Origin of the sequence: Pedobacter yonginensis (assembly GCF_003173595.1) — a bacterium.
GTDB lineage: Bacteria > Bacteroidota > Bacteroidia > Sphingobacteriales > Sphingobacteriaceae > Pedobacter > Pedobacter yonginense.
The window spans coordinates 113,610-138,690 of record NZ_QGNZ01000002.1 but is presented as its reverse complement, the minus strand read 5'-3'; the positions used below and the strand labels follow the sequence as shown (position 1 = coordinate 138,690).

The window sequence follows — 25,081 nt, the reverse complement described above, 5'->3', positions numbered from 1 at the left end:
GTTGATATAAAATATTTAGAATCTAGTAAAGACATATTAAACATTATGAGTTTAGAGATAAAAGTTCCACCAGTTGGTGAGTCGATAACCGAAGTTGTTTTATCCCGTTGGATAAAAAACGATGGCGATGTTGTTGAAATGGATGAGGTTATTGCCGAGTTAGAATCAGACAAAGCCACATTCGAATTAACCGCAGAACAAGCTGGAACTTTAAAAACAATTGCTGCTGAAGGCGATACTTTAGCCATTGGTGCAGTAGTTTGTAAAATTGAAGATGGTGGCGCAGCCCCTGCAAAGGCTGATGCTCCAAAAGCTGAAGAAAAACCAGTTGTGGCTGAAGAAAAAACTTCAGCACCTGTTGCAGAGAAATCTGGCGACAGTTATGCAAGCGGTACGCCTTCTCCTGCTGCGGGCAAAATTCTTGCCGAAAAAGGTATTGATAGTGCTGCCGTAAAAGGTACAGGTATTGATGGTAGAATTACCAAAGATGATGCTGTAAAAGCTGAAGCCGGAAAAAAACCAGAAGCCCCTAAAGCAAGCACTCCAGCTGCAGAAGCAGCTCCGGCGGGAAGCCGTAGCGAGCGTCGCGAGAAAATGTCGCCATTGCGTAGAACCGTTGCAAAGCGTTTGGTTGCTGTTAAAAATGAAACCGCCATGTTAACCACCTTTAATGAGGTTAATATGAAGCCAATCATGGATTTACGCGGAAAATATAAAGATCAATTTAAAGAGAAATTTGGAGTTGGTTTGGGTTTCATGAGCTTTTTTACCAAAGCAGTTACCGAAGCCTTAAAAGATTTCCCTGCTGTTAATGGTCGTATTGAGGGTGAAGAATTGGTTTACAACAACTTTGCTGATATCTCTATTGCCGTTTCTGCTCCAAAAGGCTTAGTTGTTCCAGTTATTCGCAATGCAGAAAGCATGACTTTAGCTCAAATTGAAAAATCAGTTTTGGAGTTAGCCTTGAAAGCACGCGATAGCAAATTAACAATTGAGGAAATGACTGGCGGAACTTTCACCATCACCAACGGTGGGGTGTTCGGTTCAATGATGTCTACACCGATTATCAATGCACCACAATCGGCTATTTTAGGTATGCATAACATTGTAGAGCGTCCTGTTGCAGAAAAGGGTGAGGTTGTAATTCGTCCGATGATGTACGTTGCCTTATCTTACGATCATAGAATTATCGATGGACGTGAATCTGTAGGTTTCTTGGTTCGCGTAAAACAGTTGTTAGAAGATCCAGCTAGATTACTTTTAGGCGTTTAACGCTGTAAATATACTTAACACAGCCTTGGCATTTTGTCAAGGCTTTTTTTTTGTATTATTGAATATGAAATTCACGTTCAATACCAAATTCTTGTTGCTGTTTTTGGTGATTTTTATCATCGAAATTCTGATTGCAAAATATCTGCATGACGATTACATCCGCCCATTTGGTGGTGATGTTTTGGTGGTGATTTTGATTTATGCTTTTTTACGGACTTTCTTAAATACCAATTTTAAAATGCTCGCTTTAGGCGTTTTAATCTTTTCCTTTATCATTGAAGGTTTGCAAGCCATTCATTATGTAAATTGGTTGGGTTTGCAGGATGATAAATTTTGGAGTACGGTTCTTGGTACTTATTTTTCAGTATTTGATTTATTGGCTTATTTTGTTGGTTACCTCATTTGCTTGTGGTTTACAGATTGGTGATGAACCATCGGGGATAATGCTACCTAATTTTACTTCAGTGCAATTGTGCAATTTCCTATAAACCAATAAAAAAGCCCATTTCAATTAAGAAATGGGCTGATATTTTATTCAAGTGCTTAAGCCGAGAATGGCAATTGCTTATTCTTCAACAATCTCACTATTGATACTTACTTCATCTTTTACATCTTCCTTAAAGTAATTTTTCTGGAAGATTAGGATAAGGATCACTCCAACTGAAATCGCGGCATCAGCAAGGTTAAAAACAGGTCTGAAGAAGACAAATTCATCACCGCCCCAAATTGGAATCCAAGATGGGAAATGCCCCTCGGCAATCGGAAAATAAAACATATCCACCACGCGACCATGAAACCAACTTTCGTAGCCGTATATCTTACCATAAAACACCGAATCAATGATGTTACCTAACGCGCCTGCAAAGATTAATGAAACGTTTAGGATTAACCCTCTGTGATATTTATGCTTAACCAAATAGTGTAAACCGTAACCAATCCCTGCCACTGCTGCAATGCGGAATAAAGATAAAGCCAGTTTGCCAAACTCACCACCAAACTCCATTCCAAAAGCCATTCCATTATTTTCTGTAAAGTGGATGATAAACCACTTACCAATAATATTGAACTCTTGGCCAAGATACATATGCGTTTTAACCCAAGTTTTTACCAGCTGATCAGCCAATAAAACCAAAAAGATTAGAATTAAAGGTTTTGTATGGCCTTTCATTAACTCTGCTTTAATTTAGCTTCCATGCTCAATGTTGCGTGTGGTACTGCACGTAAACGTTCTTTTGGGATCAATTTCCCTGTTTCGCGACAAATGCCATAAGTTTTGTTTTCGATGCGAACCAATGCATTTTCCAGGTTATCGATAAATTTTTTCTGGCGGGCAGCCAATTGATTGATTTGCTCCTTTTCCATTGTTGCAGAGCCATCTTCTAATGTTTTGTAAGCACCAGAGGTATCTTCTGTTCCATTCGCATTTGGATTGCTTAATGACATTGTTAGCGCGCTCAGTTCTTCTTTAGAACTGCGCAATTTATCTTGAATTAATTCTTTAAATTCTTGTAGTTCACTGTCTGAGTAGCGTGTTTTGTTGCTGTTTTCCATGTTCTTTATATAATTTTTTAATTTATGGATTTCTTTATAGTTTAATTACCGAGATATTTAATTCAACCTCATCTATTACGATTTTGTTTGCATTTTCAATTTCGTTTGTCAACTCAAATTCGTCGGCAAGTATTTCGGCGCAAATGTATGCTTTGTTCTTAATAACTGCATCAGCTACTAAGTTATCATTTTGTAACCTAACTTTAATTCGATCTGTCACTTCAAAATTCAATTCTTTACGTAAGTTCTGAATTCTGTTTACCAACTCTCTAGAAATGCCTTCTTGTTTTAATTCATCGGAAATGGTTACATCTAATGCAACGGTTAAATTTCCAAGATTGGTTACTTGCCAGCCTGGAATGTCTTCAGCAAAAACTTCAACATCGTCATTCAAATCGATAGTGTATTCAGCACCATTATTTCCAGGTACAATTAGCGAACCGGTGTTTTCTAAACGTTGAATGGCGTCTTGGTCTGCATTTTCTAAAGCTTCTTTTACCAAACTCATATCTCTGCCTACCTTTTTACCTAAGGATTTGAAGTTAGGTTTGAGCTTTTTCTTAACGATTCCATGCGTGTCCGTTATAAACTCGATATGCTTTACATTTGTTTCACTTAAAATGTAATCGGCCACTTTCGAAATTTTTTGCTCAAAATCGCCGTTCAATGAAGGGATTAGGATTTTTTCTAGGGGCTGACGAACATTAATACTCGATTTTTTACGCAATGACAAAACCATCGATGAAATATCTTGAGCATACACCATGCGTTCGTTCAAATCGATATCAATTAAACTTTCATCGGCAGCGGACCATAAAGTTAAGTGAACGGATTGTTCCGCATGAGTATCGTTAACAGTTAAGTTTTTGTACAACCAATCGGCGAAGAAAGGCGCCACCGGACTCATCACTTGGGCTAAGGTTTCTAAACAAGTATATAGCGTTTCGTAGGCAGCACGTTTATCATCGGTCATTTCGCCCTTCCAGAAACGACGACGACTTAACCTAATGTACCAGTTGCTTAAATGTTCATCTACAAAGGCTTGTATTGCTCGCGTAGCTTTTGTTGGCTCATAACTGTTGTAGCTTTCATCCACTTCGTTAATTAAGGTTTGCAGTAACGACAAGATCCAACGGTCTAGTTCGGTTCTGTCTTCAACCTTGCTTAAATTATTTTTATCGATTTCAAATTTATCGATGTTGGCGTATAATGCAAAAAATGCATAGGTGTTGTACAGGGTGCCAAAAAATTTACGACGAACTTCGGCAATCCCTTCAATGTCGAATTTTAAATTGTCCCAAGGGTTTGCATTAGAAATCATGTACCAACGCGTTGCATCGGCACCATACTCTTGTATGGTTTTGAATGGATCTGCGGCATTGCCTAAACGTTTAGACATTTTCTGCCCGTTTTTATCCAATACCAATCCATTTGAAACTACATTTTTGTAGGCAACTTTATCAAATACCAAAGTAGAGATGGCATGGAGGGTATAAAACCAACCACGAGTTTGATCTACGCCCTCTGCAATAAAATCTGCTGGAAAGTCCTCATTTCCATCAATACTCTCTTTATTTTCAAAAGGATAATGCCATTGGGCATAGGGCATGGCTCCCGAATCAAACCAAACATCAATTAAATCACTTTCGCGATTCATAGGTTTGCCTGATGGAGAAACTAAAGTGATTTGATCCACTACATTTTTGTGCAGATCAATCAAGTCGTAGTTTTCTTCAGACATGTTTCCGATTTCGAATCCTTTAAATGGATTTTCTTTCTGAAAGCCAGCTGATATTGATTTTTCAATTTCCTTGTAAAGTTCTTCAACAGAACCGATTAATATCTCTTCCTTTTTATCTTCAGTTCTCCAGATTGGAAGTGGAATACCCCAATAACGCGAACGCGATAAATTCCAATCGTTTGCATTTTTTAACCAATTTCCGAAGCGACCTTCACCAGTAGATTTTGGTTTCCAATTGATGGTTTCATTAAGGTCGAACATTCTGTCTTTAACATCAGTTACTTTAATAAACCAAGAATCTAACGGATAATATAAAAGTGGTTCATCTGTTCTCCAACTGTGCGGATAGCTGTGAACGTATTTCTCTACTTTAAAAGCTTTGTTTTCTTCCTTTAATAAAATGGCAATTTCTACATCAACCGATTTTTCAGGCGCTTCGCCAGCGTTATAATATTCATTTTTAACGTATTTTCCGGCAAATGGCCCTACATGTTTAGTAAACTTACCCTGTAAATCTACAAGTGGCACAAGAATGTCATGATCATCCAACACCAACATCGGTGGAATTTCAGGAACGGCTTCTTTGGCCACCTTCGCATCATCTGCGCCGAAAGTTGGTGCAGTATGAACGATACCTGTTCCATCTTCAGTGGTAACAAAATCGCCTGAAATTACACGGAATGCATTTTCTGGGTTAGTGTAAGGTAAAGCATAGGTTAAGAGCTGCTCATATTTAATGCCAACCAATTCAGTTCCTTTACATTCTGAAAGGATTTTGAACGGAATTTTTTTATCGCCAGCCTTGAAATTGGTAAAGTCTTGCTCCTCATTGCTTTCGAAGAAAATTTTGCTGAACTGTTTTCCAACCAGGTTTTTAGCCAAAATTACTTGCGTTGGCAAGAAAGTATATTGATTAAAAGTTTTAACCAAAACGTAATCGATTTTTGGTCCAACTGTTAATGCGGTGTTTGATGGTAAAGTCCAAGGTGTGGTGGTCCATGCCAAGAGATAGATATCGCCAAATTCTTTCAAAAAGCTTGGAAGTGTATCTTTTAAGGCTTTAAATTGAGCGACAATTGTTGTGTCGGTCACATCGCGGTATGCGCCAGGTTGATTCACCTCATGCGAGCTTAATCCGGTTCCAGCTTTTGGCGAGTAAGGTTGTATGGTATAGCCTTTGTAAATTAATCCTTTATCGTAAATCTGTTTTAAAAGCCACCAAACCGATTCCATATATTTCGATTTGTAGGTAATGTATGGGTCGTCCATGTCCACCCAGTAGCCCATCTGTTCGGTCAAGTCGTTCCACACATCTGTGTAGCGCATAACCGTTTTTTTGCAGGCTTCGTTGTAGTCTTCTATAGAGATTGTTTTACCTATATCTTCTTTGGTAATGCCTAGCTCTTTTTCAGTTCCTAGTTCTACGGGTAAGCCATGCGTATCCCAGCCCGCTTTTCTTTTAACTTGATAACCCTTAATTGTTTTGTAACGGCAAAAAATATCTTTAATAGCACGAGCCATCACATGGTGAATCCCTGGCATACCATTGGCAGAGGGCGGACCTTCGTAAAAAGTAAACGGGTTGGCTTTTGAACGTGAAGAAATGCTTTTTTCAAAGATGTTTTCTTTTTTCCAAAAATCCAGTATTTCTTGCCCTATTTTGGCAAGGTCTAATTGTTTAAATTCGCTATACATCAATCAAGTACCTCAAAAAATTAAGGATGCAAAGTTAAAAAAAATGGCTGAATTTCGGTAGTTTTGGCATAAATACTTTTGCTATGAAATTATTTAATATTGGGCTTACATTGATGATTGTAGCAGTAGTTGCGCTCCCAATTTTTGCTGTGATGAATACCGCCAGCCGAGATTTTGTGCTGTATGGTTTTTATTTTTGTGGTCTTTTAGAACTTATAGGATTAATCTTTGTTTTATTCCATATCATTACATTAAAAAAGAAAATCCTATGATCAAGCTCCTCAAGTTGCAGAAAGCAGTTTTACTTTTAGTATTGGGCGTGCTTTCTTTTATAGCCTATAAAATTCTTGATGCCAACGAAGTGAAGGGAAGCATATATTTTGAGATGCTTGCCGGCGTATTGATTATCATTGGTGCATTATGGCTGTTGTACCCAATTTTATTTGCGAAGAGCGATGGCGAGGGTAAGGCTGAAATTATTACCGATCCAACGGTAGAAGTCCCTGTTGATGAAGAAGAAAAGAAGCCAGCAACAGAATAGATTGAATTGAGTTTAAAAATACCCTAAAAAAACCAAAGCCTCTCAGTTTCCTGAAAGGCTTTTTTTTGGTGGGAAATGAGGGGTTCGAACCCCCGACCCCCTCGGTGTAAACGAGGTGCTCTGAACCAGCTGAGCTAATTTCCCTTTTGATAAGGACTATGTATGATATAAAAAAGCCTTCTAGTTAAAACTAAAAGGCTTTCGTGGGAAATGAGGGGTTCGAACCCCCGACCCCCTCGGTGTAAACGAGGTGCTCTGAACCAGCTGAGCTAATTTCCCTTTCTCCTTTTGGGAATGCAAATATAGCGCTATAATCTTGTTTCGCAAATCTTTTTTATTTTTTTTCAGCTTAATAGGCTTTCTAAAATTTTATGCGATTGCACTTCTCCAAATGAGGCCGTATGTAAGGTATAGAATACCAATATCTTATCTAATAAAAACCGCCTTTGGCTATTGGTAAACTTTAGTTCATAAATTTTTTCCAATGGGGTGTTAAATAATGAAATGAACCCTAAAGCATCATCCAACTCTAGGTAATTGACATGAATGGGTGGTCTTGAAACAAATTCTCCTTCTTGCAAATCGAAATAAACCTGATCGTTTCTTCTTTGATCATTTGGCGAAAAGCCTAAAAATCGGGTGAGCTTTAATAAAAATGATAAGTGGAAGTTTGGATTAAATTCTTCGCATTCATCAAACCAAGCAATAGAGTTGTAAATGTAATCAAATAGACTATCATCCGCAGATTGTTGTCGGATGCTCTTGTATAGGACTTCATTAAGAAAAATTACAATACTGCTTTTAACAATATCATAGGGGATGGATTTGAAAACGGGTGTTTGTCTTGCTTCGGATACCCGTTGAATATTGGTGTTTATTTTGTGGTAAACCACCATATCCAATAGATGTAAAGATTGTAGCATGTTTAACTTAATCTTCGCCTTTGGTTTTTTAACCCCATTAATTAGATAAGATTGCATCCCAAATTTATCTGTTAAAACCTGTACAATTACGCTGCTTTCGCTGTAATTGGTTGTCTTTAAAACAATTCCCCTAACCTTGTGTAGCATTCTTATTAAAACAATTTTTTCAAAAGTATGTTATTTGTGCAAATTTAAATGCGTAAAAAGTAATCACCATTTATAAATAAGATTAGTTTTGCCCTTAAATATTATTACTAAAACTAAGCTGCACATGTGGGTTAAGCTATCGAGATTTATTCTTCAGAACCGTATCGCGATCATCGTATTTTTCTTATTAGGCACCATATTCATGGCCTACCAAGCCAAGAATGTGAAATTATCATACACAGGGAGCAAAATTCTACCCGTAACAGATAGTGCCTTTGTAAAATACAATGCCTTTAAAAAGCAGTTTGGTGAGGATGGAAGTGTAATGGTTGTTGGCATCCAATCGCCAGATATTTTTAAAAAAGAGGTTTACAATCAATGGGTTCAACTTTCAAATGAGATTCAAAAGCTTAAAGGAATTAAGCAGGTTTTGTCATCAGGAAGAATTTTCCAGCTAGAGAAAGACACTGTAGAGCAGAAGTTTACGCTTAAAGCCATTCCAAATGGCTTGGTTAAATCGGATTCAGAAATGGATTCCATTAAAAATACCGTATACAATACCCTATTTTTCGAAGGTTTAGTTTACAATAGGCAGAATGCGACCTTGATGGCCATTACCTTTGATACTAAAATTCTAAATACGGCCGAACGAAACCCAATTTTAAAGCAGATTGAACAAAAAGCCAAAGACTTTCAGTCTGCTACCAAAATACAAGTTCATATTTCTGGTTTACCTTACATTCGTACTGCGGTTAGTAAGTTGGTAAGTAACGAGTTTGTACTTTTCTTAGGTTTATCCATTTTGGTTTCTGCCATTATTTTACTCATATTCTTTAAAAAGTTTTATGCGGTATTCTTCCCGATTTTGGTGGTGGTAATGGGGGTGATTTGGAGTATCGGCACACTTGTTTTATTTGGGTTTGAGTTAACCATTTTAACCGGACTAATTCCCCCGCTCATTGTAATTATCGGTATTCCGAATAGTATTTTGTTGCTTAACAAATATCAAAATGAGTTAAGAAAACATGGCGATAAAGAAAGGGCTTTAAGTTTAACCATAGAACGAATCGCTGTTACAACTTTGATTGCGAACATTACGGCTGCAATTGGCTTCGGCGTATTGTACTTTACAGGCAGTGAGTTGCTAATGCAATTTGGAAGTGTGGCTTCTATTAATGTAATGATTACTTGGTTAATGTGCTTATGTTTAATTCCAATTATCTTTAGCTATCTGCCTGCACCAAAACTCAAAGCGCAAACGCATGTAGAAGAAGGGTTCTTGCACAAGTTGCTGGTCAAAACAGATGCTCTTGTGCAGCGAAAGAGTGTGTTAATTTATGTCGCAACAATCATCATCGCCATTATTGCTTTCATCGGCGTTTTAAAGATAAACGTTAATGGATATGTGGTTGATGACCTTCCGAAAAATTCTGAAATTTTAACTGATTTAAAGTTTTTCGAGAAAAATTTTGAAGGCATTTTGCCACTTGAGGTTAGTGTTGATACCAAAAAGAAAAATGGTGTTTTCAATTTAACGAACCTTAAACGAATGGAGAAAATGGAAAAAATGATTTCAGCTTATCCCGAATTCTCCCGTTCAATTTCGGTAAATATGGGCTTAAAATATGCCACACAGGCATTCTATAACAACGATTCTACTTTTTTTAGATTACCTGATAACCTGGAAAAAAACTTTATTCTGGCTTACATTGCCAACGGCGGTAAGGGAAATGCCAGTTTACTAACCAGTTTTGTAGGCAAAGACAATCAAAGTACCAGAATCAGCTTTCAGATGGCAGATGTTGGATCTAAACGTTTGGATGCCATTATGAAGGAACTTAAACCGCGAATTGACAGTATTTTGCCGCCGTCTAAATTTGATGTGGAATTAACAGGTTCGAGCGTAATCTTCTCCAAAGGAACCGATTATATGTTGAAGCATTTGTTCGAAAGTATTGGCTTAGCCATCATCTTAATCTCCCTACTTCGCCTGGCACAGTTTAAGAGTTTAGGCATCATGTTTATATCTCTATTGCCCAATATCGTTCCGTTAATTATAACAGCTGGCATTATGGGTTATTTCGGAATTTCATTAAAGCCATCAACCATCTTAATTTTTACCATCGCATTTGGATTGGCTTCCGATCAAACTATATATTTCCTCACCCGTTATCAGCAGGAATTAAACCTAACCAACTTTAGCGTTCCGAAAGTAATTACCGATACGATTACGGAAACAGGAGTGAGTATGACACATATTGCCCTAATTTTATTCTTCGGATTTGGAATTTTTACGGCATCTACCTTTGGCGGAACTGTTATTTTGGGTTTACTGCTATCAATTACGTTGTTCGTAGCCCTTATCTTTAATTTAACTTTATTGCCTGCATTGGTTTTGTGGTTGGATAGGAAGAAAGTTAGAAAGGTGATTTCTGATGAGGAATCGGCTAAGCATATTGGTGAGTTTGATCATTAGGAGGGATGTCAATTGCGCAGATCAGGTTGTTTTGAGGTAAAACGTTTAATTTTTTCCCGCAGATTAGGCAGATTTTTCCCGCAGATTACACAGATGAAGCTGATTAAGGGGATTTAGGTGGACTTACTTGTTTCTTTTTGACAGGGCTTAAATTTTTTCCCGCAGATTAGGCAGATTTTTCCCGCAGATTATGCAGATTTTTTCCACAGATTACGCAGATGAAGCCGATTAAGGGATTTAGGTAGATTAACTTGTTTTTGTTTTGACAGGGCTTAAATTTTTTCCCGCAGATTAGGCAGATTTTTTCCGCAGTTTACACAGATGAAGCCGATTAAGGGGATTTAGGTGGATTAACTTGTTTTTTGTTTTGACAGGGCCTAAATTTTTTTCCCGCAGATTAGGCAGATTTTTTCCGCAGATTACACAGATGAAGCTGATTAAGGGGATTTAGGAAGATTAACTTGTTTTTGTTTTGACAGGGCTTAAATTTTTTCCCGCAGATGAGGCAGATTTGTTGCCGCAGATTACACAGATGAAGCTGATTAAGGGGATTTAGGTGGACAAAAGATGTCTCGCAATTCGATTTTATATCCGAAATTGGTATCGAAATTTTAATGAAGTAAATGCTGAATAAGATTATCCGATTTATTTTTTTTGGGAACTATTTTGTTGGTTTGTTGGCTGTGGCATTGACTATAGAAGCTACACAGCAATTGCGTTTGCCTTATAATTCGTTAAATTATTTCCTTTTACTTTTTTTGGCTCCCACAATATATTATACCTATGCCTATAATCGGGTATCAACAAGTGCTTCGGTTAACAATCCAAGAAATCAATGGTATTTTAAACATAAAAAGTTTATAAATTGGAGTCAGGCTATTCTGTTTACGCTTTGTGTGGTGCTGGCGTTGAGCTTACTCTATCAAAACTTTGATAATTTTTTACAACTTCCTTTAAATTATTGGATAGCAATTATAATTATTGTTGTTGCTGGGGCACTATATTATGGCCTATTGCCTAAATCCTTCTTAAAGTTTAATTTACGGAACACAGGGTGGCTTAAAGCATTTGTAATCGGTTTTGTATGGGCTTGCTGTGCTAATGTTTTGCCACTTATTATGCTTAAGATAGAAACTGGAATTGGTTATCACGATTCGGTATTATGGGCTTGGTTATTTATTAAAAACTGGATGTTTTGTACCGTTAACGCCATCATTTTCGACATTAAGGATTATCCCACCGATAGCAATAAACAGCTTAGAACATTTGTGGTACGTTATGGTTTACGCAGGACAATTTTTAACATTTTAATTCCATTACTTGTTGTTGGATTGGTTTCGCTTGCCGTATTTGGATACTTTAAGGGTTTTGGCTTACCGCAGGTTTTGTTTAATGTATTGCCATTTATGCTAACCATGTATTTAGCTTATTCTATGCATAAAAGGAAGAATATTTTATACTATTTAATGGTTATTGATGGATTAATTTTATTTAAGGCCATTTGCGGAATTATTGGAATGCAGTTTGTACAATAGGGTGCAATGCTTAACTCCATATCCTATTAATGATTTACAAATTTAAACACCTATAAATTGCTTAACAATTACGATAAAATAGCCAATCAATACGATTTTATGAGTCGGTTGGTGTTTTTTAAATCGCAGGTGAACGCCCAAATAAATCAGTTAAAATATCTGCCAAAAAATGGGTCTATATTAGTTGTTGGCGGGGGAACAGGTTGGATTCTGGAAGAAATTTCGAAACTTAGTCCGAAGGGATTGAAAATTGTTTATGTGGAAATTTCAGCAAAAATGGTGGCGCTTTCTAAACAAAGAAATTTTGGAGATAACGAAGTTCAAATTGTCAATCAAGGCATTGAAGAATTTGATTCATCAATTTTATTTGATGCCATACTAACGCCTTTCCTGTTCGATAATTTCTCGAAAGAACGAGTCGAATTTGTTTTTGAAAAGTTATCTGGCTTTTTAAAACCTTGTGGACTATGGCTATTCGTAGATTTTTGTGTGGGCACCGCAAGCGGGCAATGGTGGAAGCTGTTTTTGTTGAAAGCGATGTATCGGTTTTTTAAGCTTTTATCAATTGTGGAGGCCTCACAACTTATAGAAACTAAACCGTATTTCGAAGGGAGTAAATATACGCTTATTGATGAATCTAGATACTTCGGAGGTTTTATTAGAGCATCTGTTTATAAGAAAGCATGATAAACCCATTAATAGCAATGCATAACCATTTTAGGGTTTGCAGCAGTGATGCTTTTGAGCTTTATTTTTTTTAAACGTTTTGGTTCTAAAATAAAATTGCCCCAGCAATGGTTACAATAAACAAGATTGCCATTACAATTCGATCTGCATTAATCCATTGTGCTTTTGTTAGCGGTTTAGATGCGATTCTATTGCTTTCTGTTTTTGGTCTGGCAAGTCTGAAAAGGGAGGTGTCTAATTTAATAATCATAGGTAAATGTTTTAAGTAGATGATATACTTAAGACAAATCCCAAGCCAAAAAAATAAAAAAATGTTTATTTGTGGATAACTTTTACTTTTTGTTAAATAACTGATATTTATACGGTTATAAATACCAGTTTGTCCATGTGTTTGATAATCAGTCTGTAGTCAAAAGCCGACGATTGGAAACGACGTATCTGTTTAATTAACAGTAAATTACCGTAAGAAATTTTACCTTCCGTCGTTCAGCTTGCTGTTTTTTTTGCCATACCAAAAGTATATGGCCAAGCCAATCAATAACCATACGGCCAGTCTCAACCAAGTTTCCCAAGGCAGGAAAACCATCATGGCAATACAGGTTAATATCCCCAATATGGGTATTACCGGAACCCAGGGAACTCTGAATGGGCGTTTCGCTTCAGGATCTGTTTTGCGCAAAATTAATATGCCTACACAAACCATCAAGAATGCCAATAAGGTTCCAATGCTAGTCATTTCACCTACCACATTCATGGGTACAAAGGCCGCAAAAAGGGCAATGAAAATACATAAAATGATATTTGATTTCCAAGGTGTTTTAAACTTTGAGTGCACATCTGAAAACATTTTTGGCAATAAGCCGTCCTTACTGATGGAATAGAACATTCTGGATTGTGCCATTAAGTCGATGAGAATAACAGATGTATAACCAATCAGAATCGCTAAGATGATGGCTTGGCTTAACCAGGCGTATGGCGTTTTTTCTATTGCGATGGCAACAGGTGCACCACTGTTCGCAAATTCCTTATAATTGGCTAAGCCCGTCATTACGTGTCCAAATAAACCGAATAAAATGGTACACACTAAGAGAGAGCCAATAATTCCGATAGGTAAATCTCTGGCGGGGTTTTTGGTTTCTTGAGCAGATGCTGCTACGGCATCAAAACCGATGAACACAAAAAATACCAAACCGGCACCACGTAAAACGCCGCTCCAGCCAAACTGGCCAAATGTGCCTGTGTTTTCTGGGATATAGGGATGGTAATTTGCAGGATCTATATATTGCCAACCTAAGGCGATAAAAACCAATACCACACCAACTTTTAAGAAAACGATAATTCCATTAACAATAGCCGAGCCTTTTGTGCCTCTAATCAGAATGGCGGTCATAAGTACCACAACCAGTGCAGCAGGGATATTTATAATGCCGTTTACGGTAGAGCCATCAGCAAGTTTTGCCGTTTCAAATGGAGAAAGGGTAAGTTGCGGCGGCAGGTAAAGGCCCAAGCTGCCCAAAAATTTGGTTAAATATTGCGACCATGAAATGGCAACTGTTGCGCAACCCACTGAATATTCGAGCACCAAATCCCAACCTATAATCCAGGCGAAGAGTTCGCCCATGGTGGCATAAGAGTAGGTATATGCACTACCTGCAACGGGAATCATGGATGCAAACTCTGCATAACATAATGCTGCGAAACCACATCCTAAGGCTGCAATTACAAAAGACAAGGTTACCGCTGGCCCAGAGTGATTTGCGGCCGCCAAACCAGTAATGGAAAATAAACCAGCGCCTAAGGTTAAACCTACACCAATTAAAATGAGGTTAATTGGTCCTAAGGTTCTTTTAAGCGTGCCTTCACCGCTTTGGTTTGCTTCTGCAACTATGCTCGCAATTGATTTTTTCATGAAAATAAGATAGGAATGAGGCAAAATTATTAAAATATATTAATTCTATAGCGTTTGTAGTAAATAATCTGCAATAAATTATACAAACAGCCTTTTGGTTGATGAGCACAGATGGCATTCTCTTTCAATTATCTATTATTAGTAGTGAACACACTAGGACGGAAGGCGTTTGAACTTATTTAGGTACGACACCGACCCAAGGCTATTTTTTTCACATTGTGTTGTTTAAGAACACCAAGCACGGCGTGAGATTTAACGGATAAGATTGCATTTATGTGTGGACTTTCGTGTTCTAAACCTGAGTGAACGGAAAGCCCCAATTTTTCATTGGGCTTGGAGGTAAAGCAGGACTAAAATTGCCAAGAATTACTGAACCTTGCTTTCCAAAATAGATGAAATTTACCCGAATTTAAGATTTTATAGTCGTTTAGAATTTTCATGATAAATTTTAAATAGTTGATATACAAGTGTTTAATTAAGTTTATTAATTTATTTTAGTACTATGTATTGCATAGTATTGTACAAAACATATATCTTTGTTTTATGATAGCAGAAAATACGCAAACACAAATGCGGAAGGGGATTCTGGAATATTGTGTTTTATCAATCATCTCGAGAGGAGAAATTTATGCCTCTGATATTATTGCCGAGTTAAGGTCGGCAAAGTTGTTGGTGGTTGAGGGCACATTATATCCTTTATTAACGCGGCTTAAAAACAATGGTTTGTTAAGCTACAACTGGGTAGAATCTACCTCGGGCCCACCGCGTAAATACTATACCCTAACCGAAGTAGGTAGAGGTATTTTATCTCAATTAGATCAAACCTGGCAGGAGTTGGCTTATGCTGTAGGTGTTTCACAAAAAGGAGCCAATTCATAAATTTTAGTAAAAAGGAAATGGAAAAGACCATCATCATAAATATAGGCAACACCATCATTCACATTGAGGAAAGTGCATACGAACTCTTAAAAGCTTATTTATTTGAAGTTAAACAGCATTTTGCAAACCATGCAGATGATTTGGAAATTGTAACAGACATCGAGAACAGAATTGCTGAGTTGCTTAGCGAGCAACTGGAAGAACAGAAAAAGCAAGTCGTAGATGCGAGCAATGTAAATTCGGTAATTGGACTAATGGGACGTGTGCAGGATTTCGATTCTGCAGAGGAGCCAGAAGAAGCAGAGCCGATTGCGAATAGCACCTACCAACAGGCTTATGCGGGCAAAAAACTATATCGCGACATGGACGATCGTGTGATTGCAGGGGTTTGTGCCGGCATAGCGCATTACGTTAACACGGAAGCGAAGTGGATTAGATTGGCCTTGTTGCTGATCAGCTTTATTGGTGGTGCAGGTATCTTGGTGTATGCGATTCTTTGGGTAATTATGCCGAAGGCAAAATCGCGAATTGAAAAAATGGAAATGAAGGGCGAGCCTGCAAACTTACAGGGTTTTCAGAAAAATTTGGATGAAGAATTGCAAGCCGTAAAGGAGCGTTTATCTGAAGTAAATAAACACGCACAGCCTTTATTTGCCCGATTCGGGATTTTTATTGGCGAATTTTTTGAATGGCTTGGTCGCTTTATTGGCGGCACGGGAAAGGTTATTTTTAAAGTCATCGCTGGTGTAATCATTGTTTTTGGAGTTTTGTTTTTGCTTTCGTTAATTGTTGGCTTTGCAGCTTTCCAAGGCTTTTGGGATGAAAGCATTTACGAATATTTTCCTTTTTCTATTGTTAATGATAGCGCTAGGGGAGTAATTTTATTGGGTGCATTTATCGTTTTGTTTATTCCAATTTTAGCGCTGGTTCTGTTTTCTATCCGAGTTGCCTTTAATAAACAGGCTATTAATAAAACACTTTCTTTTGCTTTGTTAATTATTTGGTTGGTTGGTGTAGCAACAACCGGTTATCAGGCGGCTAAAATTTCAACAGAATTTAAACAGCATGCCGAATTAACTCAAACGGCTGATTTGAAAGCGTATAAAACCTATGTGATTGATATCGACAGGAGCAAATATTTTAGTAAAGAAGATAGCATTACCTACCATATTGATGCCAGCGAGCGCAGGCAAATTGTTACTGAAGATTTTGAAAACGGACCTTTTGTTGCGCACAATAACATTCGCATCAACATTGAAAAAAGTGAAAATGGCAACAGTAGATTGGTGCAGAAATATGAATCGCAAGGAAAAACCTTCTCTCAGGCCTTGCAAAACGCTCGAAGTATCGACTACAAATATTTTACAAGAGATTCATCTATCGTTTTTAGTCCGCGTTTCCAATTGAGGAAAGGTACGATTTGGAGGAATCAAGAAGTTTGGCTAAACCTTGAGGTACCCGTTGGAACTCGATTAATTTTAAAAGAAGATGCTTACAGGTACATCAACAATTATGGTACTTGGGATTGTCGCGATTTAGAAAATGATAAAAACGATTACAGCGTTTGGGTTATGACTGAAGATGGATTGAAATGTGTGGCGCAGTTAAAAGAAGAAGCCATTAAGAACAAAAGACTTAGGCAGGAGCTGCGCAATTTGGAAATCCTTCGAAAAACCAATTCCACAGATTCAATTTATCAAGATTCTGTTTCGAATAGAATTAAAGAAGTTAAAACAGAGTTAGGCATTACTGAAGAATAACAAAAACCTATAAACGCCCTAGCCGGCATTACTGAAAACATCATGAAAAAATTATTAGTGCTAATTGCATGCCTTTTGGTATGTGGGGCTTCTTTTGCCCAAAAATTAAGTAAAATTTCGGGCAAAGTTGTGGATGAAAAAGCTGTGGTTGTGCCCTTTGCCGTAATCAAATTGCTTAGCTTTCCGGATACGGCTTTAGTTAAGCGCATGGCAACCAGCCTAGATGGAACCTACACTTTCGATGAAATTAAGAACGGAGAATATATCCTATCAGTTTCTATGGTTGGTTATAAAAACAAAAAAACGGCTAAGTTTTCGGTAAATCAGAATTTGGTTTTAGATGCCATTGCCATTGAAACCAGTACCAAACAACTTAAAGAGGTGAGCATATCGGGTAAAAAACCGTTCATTGAACACCAAATTGATAAAACCGTTTTAAATGTAGAGAACAGTATTAATGCTTCGGGAAGTACGGCTTTAGAGGTTTTGGAAAAAGCGCCTGGTGTAAAAATTGACCGACAAAATGACCAGATTAAGTTAAATAATAAAACCGGCGTGATGGTGATGATTGATGGTAAAACCAGCTATCTTTCTGGGGCAGATGTGACCACCTTGTTGAGCAACATGAGTAGTGAACAAATTGCTACTATTGAGTTGATTACCAACCCATCGGCGAAGTATGATGCCGCTGGAAATGCGGGAATCATCAACATCAAATTAAAAAGAAACAAGGCTTTTGGAACAAATGGCACGGTTTCATTTAATGGTGGCCAAGGCTTTATGCCAGATTCGCCTAGCGATTTATACCGTGCTGGTTTAAACTTAAATCTAAATCATCGGGCAGGCAAATGGAACATCTTTGGAAATGGTACGGTTGCACGTAAATCTAATTTCAATAATACATTTTTAGATAGAACAACTTTATCAAACGGTGTGGCCAGTTCATTAACTCAAAATTTCGATCGCAAGAACAAAGGGCTAGGTTTTCAGGCCAAGGGAGGTGCAGATTATTATGCCTCAGAAAAAACAGTTTTTGGAGTGATGGTGGATGCAAATACGGTGAATACCACCTTAACTAATTTCAGCAATACCAATATTAATGCCATTCAAAATGGGGCATCTAACTTGAGCTATATTTTGCAAGATGCCAATTCAAATTCGCCAGCGAGTAACTTAACAGCAAACTTTAATATTAAGCACGATTATAACAAGGATGGGAAAAGCCTAACTTTTGACGCGGATTATTCTGGATTCAGTAATAAAAAGGATGAGAATTTCTTGGCCAACTACTTAAATGCTTCGGGCGGGGCAACCAACCAAACCAATTTGAGAAACAATACCGATGCTAAAATTGATGTTTATGCGGCTAAAACAGACTTCACCTGGCCGCTATCTAAAACCTTGAAGATAGAAACGGGCTTGAAAAGCAGTTACGTGGTTACCAATAATGATTTCCTATCAGAACAATTTTTAGGTGGTGTTTGGCAAAACGATTTAGGTAAATCGAATAACTTTGTTTACAAAGAAAATATTAATGCTGCTTATGTTAATTTTTCAAAGGAGTGGAAAGTGTGGCAAATACAATTGGGTTTAAGAGCAGAGCAAACCCATTCTAATGGAAATTCGGTTACGGATAATAAGGAGGTTGATCGGAATTACCTTTCCTTGTTTCCAACGATTTTTGTAAATCAAAAATTGAATGAAAATAACAATATCCGTTATTCCTTTGGTCGGCGGGTAGATCGACCAAATTACCAGCAATTAAATCCTTTCGTTTTTTACATGGATCCATTGGCTGTGGATCAGGGAAATCCTTATCTAAAACCTCAATTTACAACGCATTATGAAATCAGCTACAGTTATAAGGAGACATCGCTGAGTTTAAATTACTCTGATACGCGAGACATGATTACGCAAATTAGCAAGCAAGATGATGCTACTCGAATCATCAGCGTAATCCGCCAGAATTTGGGGCGATTCCAAAATTATTCTGCCGACTTAAATGTGCCGGTTAAAATTGCCAAATGGTGGAATGTACAGAATAATGTTAGTGTTTACTACAATAAGTTTGAGGATGGAAACATAGAGGGTGCAGCGTACAATGCGGGCAAAGTAGCCATAAATTTATATAGTTCGAGTTCGTTTACTTTGCCCAACAATTTTGTAGTAGAGGTGAGTTATTGGTTAGATTCGCCACGAATTTCGGGGGTTGAGCAGACTACAATTTATCAGGGTGCTTTAAACGCGGGAATCCAAAAAAGCATGATGAATAAAAAACTTAAACTACGTTTAAATATGGATGACATTTTGCTGACAAATAGATGGGAGGGCAAGTTGGTTTATCAAAACATTAACATGAATGTGGTAAACCGATACACCAGCAGACGGGCAAACTTCAGCGTAAGTTATAGCTTCGGAAACCAAAATGTAAAATCGGCCAGAACGAGAAATACGGCTACCGATGATATTAAAAATCGGGCTGGAGGTAATTAATCTCTAGCCAAATATGTTTTCTTACGTTTCGTGAAGACACGAACCGAGGCGGTAGAGGCGCCTCACCATACATTTTCAATTAATTAATTTTAATTTGAACCACCTAAGACAGCTAAGACACCTAAGACAAGTAAGCCAAAAGACAAAATTAATGTGCAAGAATTAGTTCTTTAAAACCATAATGATAGCTCTTGCGAAAGCTTATTTGGCGAATGCAATTGCAAAACGAATTGTGATGCACCCTCACAGCGGCGGTAGCTTAACAAGACGTTCATTTTAAACCTGGTTGGAGCGTTATCCCCCGATTTTTTCTATCGGGGATTTAGCGGAAGACAGGGCTGCAATCGGCCAAGTAGCACAGAACCATACATTTCCAAACAAAAAATAAATGAAATTTAGTATTACAACGCTTTTTCTTGCGTTTCGTGGAGACACGAACCGAGGCGGTAGAAATTACTATTACGCAGGATTGTTCTTGCATTTTGGGAAGACACGAACCGCGGCCATGTTTGCTGGCACTAACTAACCTTAAACTAAACATATCAAAATGAATAAATTATGCTATTACATCGTAACTTTAGTTATAGCACTAAGCATTGGCTGTAACATAAACAGAGACCATTTATCGGTATCAACCATGGATTCGCCTTCAAAGTTGATCTTCAAAGCAGATTACCCAAAAGAAAAGACAGGAAAACTCGAAAAGTATTTAGACAGCGTTTTACATACAAATTTGCCCTTAAATGAAAACTTAGATTTGCTAATCAACCTAGATGGGGCAGACAAATTTAATTTAAAAGCTTCAAGCGGACATTTGGAAATTGCATTAAACAAAGCTGGAAGTTCTGATAAAAATTATCTGAAAGTTAAGCGGTTAACTGAAAGCATATGTAATCTGCTAACAAAAAACTAAAGGGCAATAAATTTCGTTTTTATATAGGTTGTTGGATTTGTTCATCAACCTTTTTTTATTTAATTAAATTTGTAGTTAATTGCAGTATTCTTAAAAGAGAATTTTAATCATCACTTCTCATGCATTTATCAATAGATAGAGCATAATGTTGTCTGTTTTTTATCCATGATCTTAGAAGAATTGTCCCTATTATTTTAATATTACTGAGTAAATGAATAAAAATGAAGTAGATAGATTAGCCGCACTAAGAGGCTATGAAGTACTAGATTCGTTAAGTGAGATAGAATTTGATCGAATTACGCAACTTGCTTCCATAATTTGCGAAACAGACATTTCTTTAATTACCTTGATTGATGAAGACCGACAATGGTTTAAGTCGAAGGTTGGGATGGAATTATCTGAGATAGATCGCGACCTAGCGTTTTGTAACTACACAATTTTAGACGATAAATTGCTGGAGGTGGAAGATACTTCAAAGGATGATCGTTTTAAAGACAATCCGTTTGTTTCTGGCGATCCGAGTGTTAAATTTTATGCAGGTTACCCGTTAATTGATCCGAAAGGTTTTGCCATAGGCTCTTTGTGTGTGGCGGATGGTGCGACAAAAATTTTAACCCAAAAGCAAAAAAGTGCCTTAAAGATGTTGGCCGATGAAGCCATTTCTTTAATTGTTGAGCGACGCGAAAAGGAAGAATTTAAAAATTTTGCCAAGCTTTTTGAGTTGTCTGATGATTTAATTTGTGTTGCCGGAATAGATGGAAGACTGAAAAAAATAAATCCAAGTTTTGAAAAAGTTCTGGGTTGGAAACATGATAAAATTTTAGGCAAATCTTTTTACGACTACATTCACCCGGATGATACATCGCTAACCAAGCGTAAATTAAACATTCTTCAGAAACAAAATACAGGCATCAGCTTTACACATCGTTTTAGAACAAAAAATACCGATTATAAAACTGTACACTGGGTGGCCACCATTGAAGAAGGAACCAACAACATCTTTGCCATCGGTCGTGATATTTCTGTAGAAATAGAGCAGCAGCAACTCTTATTAACCAGCGAGCAAAAGTTTAAAACCTTTTTTGAGAACTCTCAAGGCTTGATGTGTACCCACGATTTGCAAGGGAATTTTATATCGGTAAATAGCGCTGGAGCCAAAATTTTGGGCTATACAAAAGATGATTTGGATACGAAGGGACTATATGATATTGTACCCGAAGAACGCCATGATTTTTTGCACGCTTATTTAAAGCAAATTAAAAACGTTGGCTACGTAAAGGGCCAAATGATTACACATACTAAGGAGGGGGCAAAGCGTATCTGGATGTTCTCCAATGTGTTAGAGCAAGATATAAATGGAGATGAGTATGTGATAGGAAATGCAGTTGATATTACCGATCAATACAATTTGGAAATCGATCTGAAACATACAAAGGATGTTTTGGAGCAAACCAATACCGTTGCCCGAGTTGGGGGTTGGGAGTTGGATTTAGTAAAGAATAAACTTTACTGGACCTCTATGACGAAAAATATACATGAGGTTGAACCAGATTATACACCTGAATTAAACACTGCAATTAATTTTTATAAAGCAGGAGATAGTAGAAATAAGATAATTGAAGCCTTAAATGATGCGCTTTCAAATGGTGGAGGTTGGGATTTAGAGTTACAAGTAGTTACGGCTAAAGGCAAAGAGCTGTGGGTTCGATCTTTAGGAAATTGCGAATTCGTGGATGGTAAATGCGTACGTACTTTCGGTACCTTTCAGGACATTGATGAGTATAAAAAAGCAGATATTGCCAGAAACGAAGCTAAAAAATTACTGGATGACGTTTTAAATGCAGCATCTGAAATTGCCATTATTGCCACCGATGTTGATGGAATAATAACTGTTTTTAACAAAGGCGCCGAAAAAATGCTCGGTTACGATTGTAAGGAAATGATTGGAAAATATACCCCAGCCATTATTCACGATCAGGCAGAGATTTTGGCTTATGGAAACAAACTGAGCCAAGAACTTGGCTATACGGTAGAGGGCTTTGATATTTTAGTGGGCTATGCAAATAAGAGTAAAATCGAGAAAAAAGATTGGACATTTGTAAAAAAGGATCAATCGAGATTAACCGTTTCTGTTGATGCCACCGCCATAAAGGATGAGGAAGGTAAGGTGATTGGCTACTTAGGTATCTCAACAGATATTACTCAAAGAAAAGAAACTGAAAGAAATTTAGCCTTAGAAAAGGCTAGATTATTGGCATTTATAGAGCATACTCCGGCTGCGGTGGCCATGTTGGATAACGATATGACTTATTTGGCAGTTAGCCAAAAATGGTTGGAAGATTATGATCTCAAATCAAGGAACGTAATCGGCGTTTCCCATTATGATGTTTTTCCCAATTTAGATGAAGGCAGAAAACTAAGGCACAAAAAAATTCTTGCTGGAAAAGTTGACCGCAGAGAAGAAGACGTTTTTACAAACCCAGAAACGGGTCTCAATCACTACATCACTTGGGAAATGCGTCCATGGTATCAACTGGATGGACATATAGGCGGAATGATGATGTTTACGCAAGATATTTCTCCATTGGTTAACCAACGCGAAGAACTAAAAAACGCGAAAATTCAGGCCGATCAGGCCAATGTAGCAAAATCAGAATTTTTGGCTAATATGAGTCATGAAATTCGTACACCGCTAAACGGTGTAATTGGCTTTACCGATCTGGTTTTAAAAACAAAGCTAAACGAAACGCAACTACAATACTTAACCATTGTTAATCAGTCGGCCAATGCTTTGCTCAGCATTATCAACGATATTTTAGATTTTTCTAAAATAGAAGCTGGCAAATTTGAACTCGACATTGACAAGTGCGATCTGTATGAAATTGCATCGCAGGCAACAGACATTACTACCTATCAAATTCAGGCTAAAAACCTAGAAATGTTGTTGAATATTGCGCCAGATTTACCTCGTTTTGTTTGGGCAGATGCAGTTCGTTTAAAGCAGATTTTGATTAACCTTTTGGGTAACGCATCTAAATTTACAGAAACAGGGGAAATTGAGCTGAAGATAGAATCGCTTAGTCAGGATGAAGAGAACAATTTACTGAGATTTAGCATTCGCGATACCGGAATTGGAATTAAGCCTGATAAACAAGAGAAAATATTTGAAGCCTTTGCCCAAGAAGATTCATCTACAACCAAAAAATACGGTGGTACTGGCTTAGGCTTAACCATATCCAACAAACTGTTGCGGATGATGGACAGTCGATTGAAGTTGAAAAGTACGCCAGATGTTGGTAGTACCTTCTATTTTGATGTTTTGTTGAAAGCCGAAGATGGACCAGAAATTGAATGGCAAAATTTAGACAGCATTAAAAGTGTGTTGATTGTTGATGATAACGACAATAATAGAACCATTTTAAATCAGATTCTTTTGTTAAAAAACATAAAAACCGATGAGGCCAAAAGTGGTTTCGAGGCACTCCAATTTTTATCGGAGGGCAAACGTTATGATGCCATTTTGATGGATTACCATATGCCTTACATGGATGGTTTGGAAACCATTTCTAAAATAAGAAACAGTTTCTTTAACACCCATGAAAAACAACCAATTATTCTGCTACACAGCTCATCTGATGATGGAACATTAATAAAATCTTGTCAGGATTTATTGGTGCATCATCGTTTGGTAAAGCCGATTAAAATGCCCGACATTTACCGCATTTTAAGTAAGCTTCATCAAACAAATGCAGAAGTTGTTGCGGATGAAAAGGATGAAACCTTGCTCAGCGCAGAAGCTAGTCCTTGCAAAATTATGATTGTTGAGGATAATGAGGTTAACCGGTTTTTAACCAAAACATTGATTGATAACATTTCTCCGGGAAATACTATCATAGAAGCGAAAAATGGTTTGGAGGGCTTAAAATTATTTGCTTTGGAGGCCCCGGATTTAATTTTTATGGACATTCAAATGCCGGTAATGAATGGCTATGAGACCACTAGAGAGCTCCGAAAAATAGACTTGAAAAATACGCCAATTATTGCCATCACCGCGGGTAATGTAATGGGCGAGAAAGAGAAATGCCTGGATGCCGGAATGGACGATTTTATTTCGAAGCCTATTTTGGAAGATACTGTTGAACAAATTCTCAATAAATGGTTGCTTAAAAAAGATGATGTATTAGCAACAGTAATCGACATTCAAGAGGGTAATGACAAACACTTCGATCCCAACAGATTGCGGAGTTACTATGGGCAAAATGCCGAGAAATTGAAAAAAATTGTTACCCTTACCATCGGACAGTTACAAGAATCGATAGCGCTGTTGGAAACAGACATCTCTAGTCAAAATTTAGAAAGTGTAAATTTGCTTGGACACAAAGTTTACGGAACTTCTGTTTCGGCAGGTTTAACCACCCTTTCTAAAATTGCAGCCGAGATAGAGAAGGTGGAAACCTTGGAGGATTTGAAACAACAACAACTATTTGAGCGCTTTACCGCAGAAATTGAATATTTAGTCGGTTTTTTAACCCACCAATATTTAGATTAGCGATTATATT

The 25,081-nt window shown here is 37.4% G+C and carries 18 protein-coding genes and 2 tRNA genes; 12 read left to right on the top strand and 8 right to left on the bottom strand.

The features are described from left to right. The first annotated feature begins 45 nt into the window (after positions 1-45). On the top strand, positions 46-1,272 hold the full coding sequence (gene odhB, locus DHW03_RS07505; RefSeq protein ID WP_109925151.1) for a 2-oxoglutarate dehydrogenase complex dihydrolipoyllysine-residue succinyltransferase: 1,227 nt from the start codon (positions 46-48) through the stop codon (positions 1,270-1,272). Between the two features lie 64 nt (positions 1,273-1,336). Continuing rightward, the gene (locus tag DHW03_RS07500) at positions 1,337-1,699 is read left to right on the top strand and encodes a ribosomal maturation YjgA family protein (protein ID WP_109925150.1); all 363 of its coding nucleotides are present in this window, start codon (positions 1,337-1,339) and stop codon (positions 1,697-1,699) included. A gap of 138 nt (positions 1,700-1,837) precedes the next feature. On the opposite strand, the gene DHW03_RS07495 is transcribed toward DHW03_RS07500, so the two are convergent. Genes DHW03_RS07495 through ileS form a run of 3 tightly spaced genes read right to left on the bottom strand, consistent with a single transcriptional unit; the run spans position 1,838 to position 6,259 of the window. Beyond that, a complete protein-coding gene (locus DHW03_RS07495; protein ID WP_109925149.1) occupies positions 1,838-2,440 on the bottom strand; it encodes a lipoprotein signal peptidase in 603 nt (200 codons plus the stop codon). After that, positions 2,440-2,823 carry a TraR/DksA family transcriptional regulator gene (locus DHW03_RS07490; protein WP_109925148.1) on the bottom strand — a complete coding sequence of 128 codons (384 nt, stop codon included), beginning with the start codon at positions 2,821-2,823 and terminating at the stop codon, positions 2,440-2,442. Before DHW03_RS07490 ends, DHW03_RS07495 begins: the two co-directional genes overlap by 1 nt. Before the next feature lie 34 nt (positions 2,824-2,857). Beyond that, on the bottom strand, positions 2,858-6,259 hold the full coding sequence (gene ileS, locus DHW03_RS07485; protein ID WP_109925147.1) for an isoleucine--tRNA ligase: 3,402 nt from the start codon (positions 6,257-6,259) through the stop codon (positions 2,858-2,860). 83 nt (positions 6,260-6,342) lie between these two features. On the opposite strand from ileS, the gene DHW03_RS07480 reads away from it, so the two are divergent. Together DHW03_RS07480 and DHW03_RS07475 are read left to right on the top strand one after the other, a co-directional pair. Next, the gene (locus DHW03_RS07480) at positions 6,343-6,531 is read left to right on the top strand and encodes a hypothetical protein (RefSeq protein ID WP_109925146.1); all 189 of its coding nucleotides are present in this window, start codon (positions 6,343-6,345) and stop codon (positions 6,529-6,531) included. Then, entirely contained in the window at positions 6,528-6,800 is a 273-nt protein-coding gene (locus DHW03_RS07475) for an isoleucyl-tRNA synthetase (protein ID WP_205940975.1), read from the top strand. Before DHW03_RS07480 ends, DHW03_RS07475 begins: the two co-directional genes overlap by 4 nt. Before the next feature lie 66 nt (positions 6,801-6,866). Here DHW03_RS07475 and DHW03_RS07470 read toward each other — a convergent pair. The 3 genes from DHW03_RS07470 to recO all read right to left on the bottom strand — a co-directional run bounded on the left by DHW03_RS07470 (position 6,867) and on the right by recO (position 7,870). Next, positions 6,867-6,944: transfer RNA gene (locus DHW03_RS07470), tRNA-Val, on the bottom strand. Positions 6,945-7,004: 60 nt separating this feature from the next. Continuing rightward, a tRNA-Val gene (locus DHW03_RS07465) sits at positions 7,005-7,079 on the bottom strand. A 65-nt stretch (positions 7,080-7,144) separates the two neighbouring features. Beyond that, positions 7,145-7,870: a DNA repair protein RecO gene (recO, locus tag DHW03_RS07460; protein WP_109925145.1), complete on the bottom strand. Its 726-nt coding sequence runs from the start codon at positions 7,868-7,870 to the stop codon at positions 7,145-7,147. A gap of 124 nt (positions 7,871-7,994) precedes the next feature. Here recO and DHW03_RS07455 point away from each other — a divergent pair, with 124 nt between their 5' ends. The 3 genes from DHW03_RS07455 (at position 7,995) to DHW03_RS07445 (ending at position 12,568) form a co-directional block, all read left to right on the top strand. After that, on the top strand, positions 7,995-10,346 hold the full coding sequence (locus tag DHW03_RS07455) for an efflux RND transporter permease subunit (protein WP_240618493.1): 2,352 nt from the start codon (positions 7,995-7,997) through the stop codon (positions 10,344-10,346). Positions 10,347-10,969: 623 nt separating this feature from the next. Beyond that, entirely contained in the window at positions 10,970-11,881 is a 912-nt protein-coding gene (locus DHW03_RS07450) for a UbiA prenyltransferase family protein (RefSeq protein WP_165825383.1), read from the top strand. A gap of 57 nt (positions 11,882-11,938) precedes the next feature. Then, the gene (locus DHW03_RS07445; protein ID WP_109925144.1) at positions 11,939-12,568 is read left to right on the top strand and encodes a class I SAM-dependent methyltransferase; all 630 of its coding nucleotides are present in this window, start codon (positions 11,939-11,941) and stop codon (positions 12,566-12,568) included. 85 nt (positions 12,569-12,653) lie between these two features. Here the strand turns inward: DHW03_RS07445 and DHW03_RS19265 are convergent, their stop codons facing one another. Together DHW03_RS19265 and DHW03_RS07440 are read right to left on the bottom strand one after the other, a co-directional pair. Further along, positions 12,654-12,818, bottom strand: a complete 165-nt coding sequence (locus tag DHW03_RS19265; RefSeq protein ID WP_165825378.1) for a hypothetical protein — start codon at positions 12,816-12,818, stop codon at positions 12,654-12,656. A gap of 222 nt (positions 12,819-13,040) precedes the next feature. Continuing rightward, positions 13,041-14,477 (bottom strand): amino acid permease, encoded by a 1,437-nt coding sequence (locus DHW03_RS07440; protein WP_109925143.1) that lies wholly within the window; start codon positions 14,475-14,477, stop codon positions 13,041-13,043. 543 nt (positions 14,478-15,020) lie between these two features. On the opposite strand from DHW03_RS07440, the gene DHW03_RS07435 reads away from it, so the two are divergent. The 5 genes from DHW03_RS07435 (at position 15,021) to DHW03_RS07415 (ending at position 25,071) form a co-directional block, all read left to right on the top strand. Further along, positions 15,021-15,356 carry a PadR family transcriptional regulator gene (locus DHW03_RS07435; RefSeq protein ID WP_109925142.1) on the top strand — a complete coding sequence of 112 codons (336 nt, stop codon included), beginning with the start codon at positions 15,021-15,023 and terminating at the stop codon, positions 15,354-15,356. A gap of 17 nt (positions 15,357-15,373) precedes the next feature. Continuing rightward, positions 15,374-17,116 carry a PspC domain-containing protein gene (locus DHW03_RS07430; protein ID WP_109925141.1) on the top strand — a complete coding sequence of 581 codons (1,743 nt, stop codon included), beginning with the start codon at positions 15,374-15,376 and terminating at the stop codon, positions 17,114-17,116. 42 nt (positions 17,117-17,158) lie between these two features. Then, entirely contained in the window at positions 17,159-19,609 is a 2,451-nt protein-coding gene (locus DHW03_RS07425; protein ID WP_109925140.1) for an outer membrane beta-barrel family protein, read from the top strand. 547 nt (positions 19,610-20,156) lie between these two features. Further along, positions 20,157-20,522, top strand: a complete 366-nt coding sequence (locus DHW03_RS07420; RefSeq protein WP_109925139.1) for a hypothetical protein — start codon at positions 20,157-20,159, stop codon at positions 20,520-20,522. 211 nt (positions 20,523-20,733) lie between these two features. Beyond that, positions 20,734-25,071, top strand: coding sequence for a PAS domain S-box protein (locus DHW03_RS07415; protein WP_109925138.1), 4,338 nt, complete (start codon positions 20,734-20,736; stop codon positions 25,069-25,071). The last annotated feature ends 10 nt before the right edge of the window (positions 25,072-25,081 follow it).

Bases quoted from the DNA above. Each gene is read 5' to 3' on its own strand.
- odhB (WP_109925151.1), top strand. From the start codon at position 46: ATGAGTTTAGAGATAAAAGTTCCACCAGTTGGTGAGTCGATAACCGAA.
- DHW03_RS07500 (WP_109925150.1), top strand. From the start codon at position 1,337: ATGAAATTCACGTTCAATACCAAATTCTTGTTGCTGTTTTTGGTGATT.
- DHW03_RS07495 (WP_109925149.1), bottom strand. From the start codon at position 2,440: ATGAAAGGCCATACAAAACCTTTAATTCTAATCTTTTTGGTTTTATTG.
- DHW03_RS07490 (WP_109925148.1), bottom strand. From the start codon at position 2,823: ATGGAAAACAGCAACAAAACACGCTACTCAGACAGTGAACTACAAGAA.
- ileS (WP_109925147.1), bottom strand. From the start codon at position 6,259: ATGTATAGCGAATTTAAACAATTAGACCTTGCCAAAATAGGGCAAGAA.
- DHW03_RS07480 (WP_109925146.1), top strand. From the start codon at position 6,343: ATGAAATTATTTAATATTGGGCTTACATTGATGATTGTAGCAGTAGTT.
- DHW03_RS07475 (WP_205940975.1), top strand. From the start codon at position 6,528: ATGATCAAGCTCCTCAAGTTGCAGAAAGCAGTTTTACTTTTAGTATTG.
- recO (WP_109925145.1), bottom strand. From the start codon at position 7,870: ATGCTACACAAGGTTAGGGGAATTGTTTTAAAGACAACCAATTACAGC.
- DHW03_RS07455 (WP_240618493.1), top strand. From the start codon at position 7,995: ATGTGGGTTAAGCTATCGAGATTTATTCTTCAGAACCGTATCGCGATC.
- DHW03_RS07450 (WP_165825383.1), top strand. From the start codon at position 10,970: ATGCTGAATAAGATTATCCGATTTATTTTTTTTGGGAACTATTTTGTT.
- DHW03_RS19265 (WP_165825378.1), bottom strand. From the start codon at position 12,818: ATGATTATTAAATTAGACACCTCCCTTTTCAGACTTGCCAGACCAAAA.
- DHW03_RS07440 (WP_109925143.1), bottom strand. From the start codon at position 14,477: ATGAAAAAATCAATTGCGAGCATAGTTGCAGAAGCAAACCAAAGCGGT.
- DHW03_RS07435 (WP_109925142.1), top strand. From the start codon at position 15,021: ATGATAGCAGAAAATACGCAAACACAAATGCGGAAGGGGATTCTGGAA.
- DHW03_RS07430 (WP_109925141.1), top strand. From the start codon at position 15,374: ATGGAAAAGACCATCATCATAAATATAGGCAACACCATCATTCACATT.
- DHW03_RS07425 (WP_109925140.1), top strand. From the start codon at position 17,159: ATGAAAAAATTATTAGTGCTAATTGCATGCCTTTTGGTATGTGGGGCT.
- DHW03_RS07420 (WP_109925139.1), top strand. From the start codon at position 20,157: ATGAATAAATTATGCTATTACATCGTAACTTTAGTTATAGCACTAAGC.
- DHW03_RS07415 (WP_109925138.1), top strand. From the start codon at position 20,734: ATGAATAAAAATGAAGTAGATAGATTAGCCGCACTAAGAGGCTATGAA.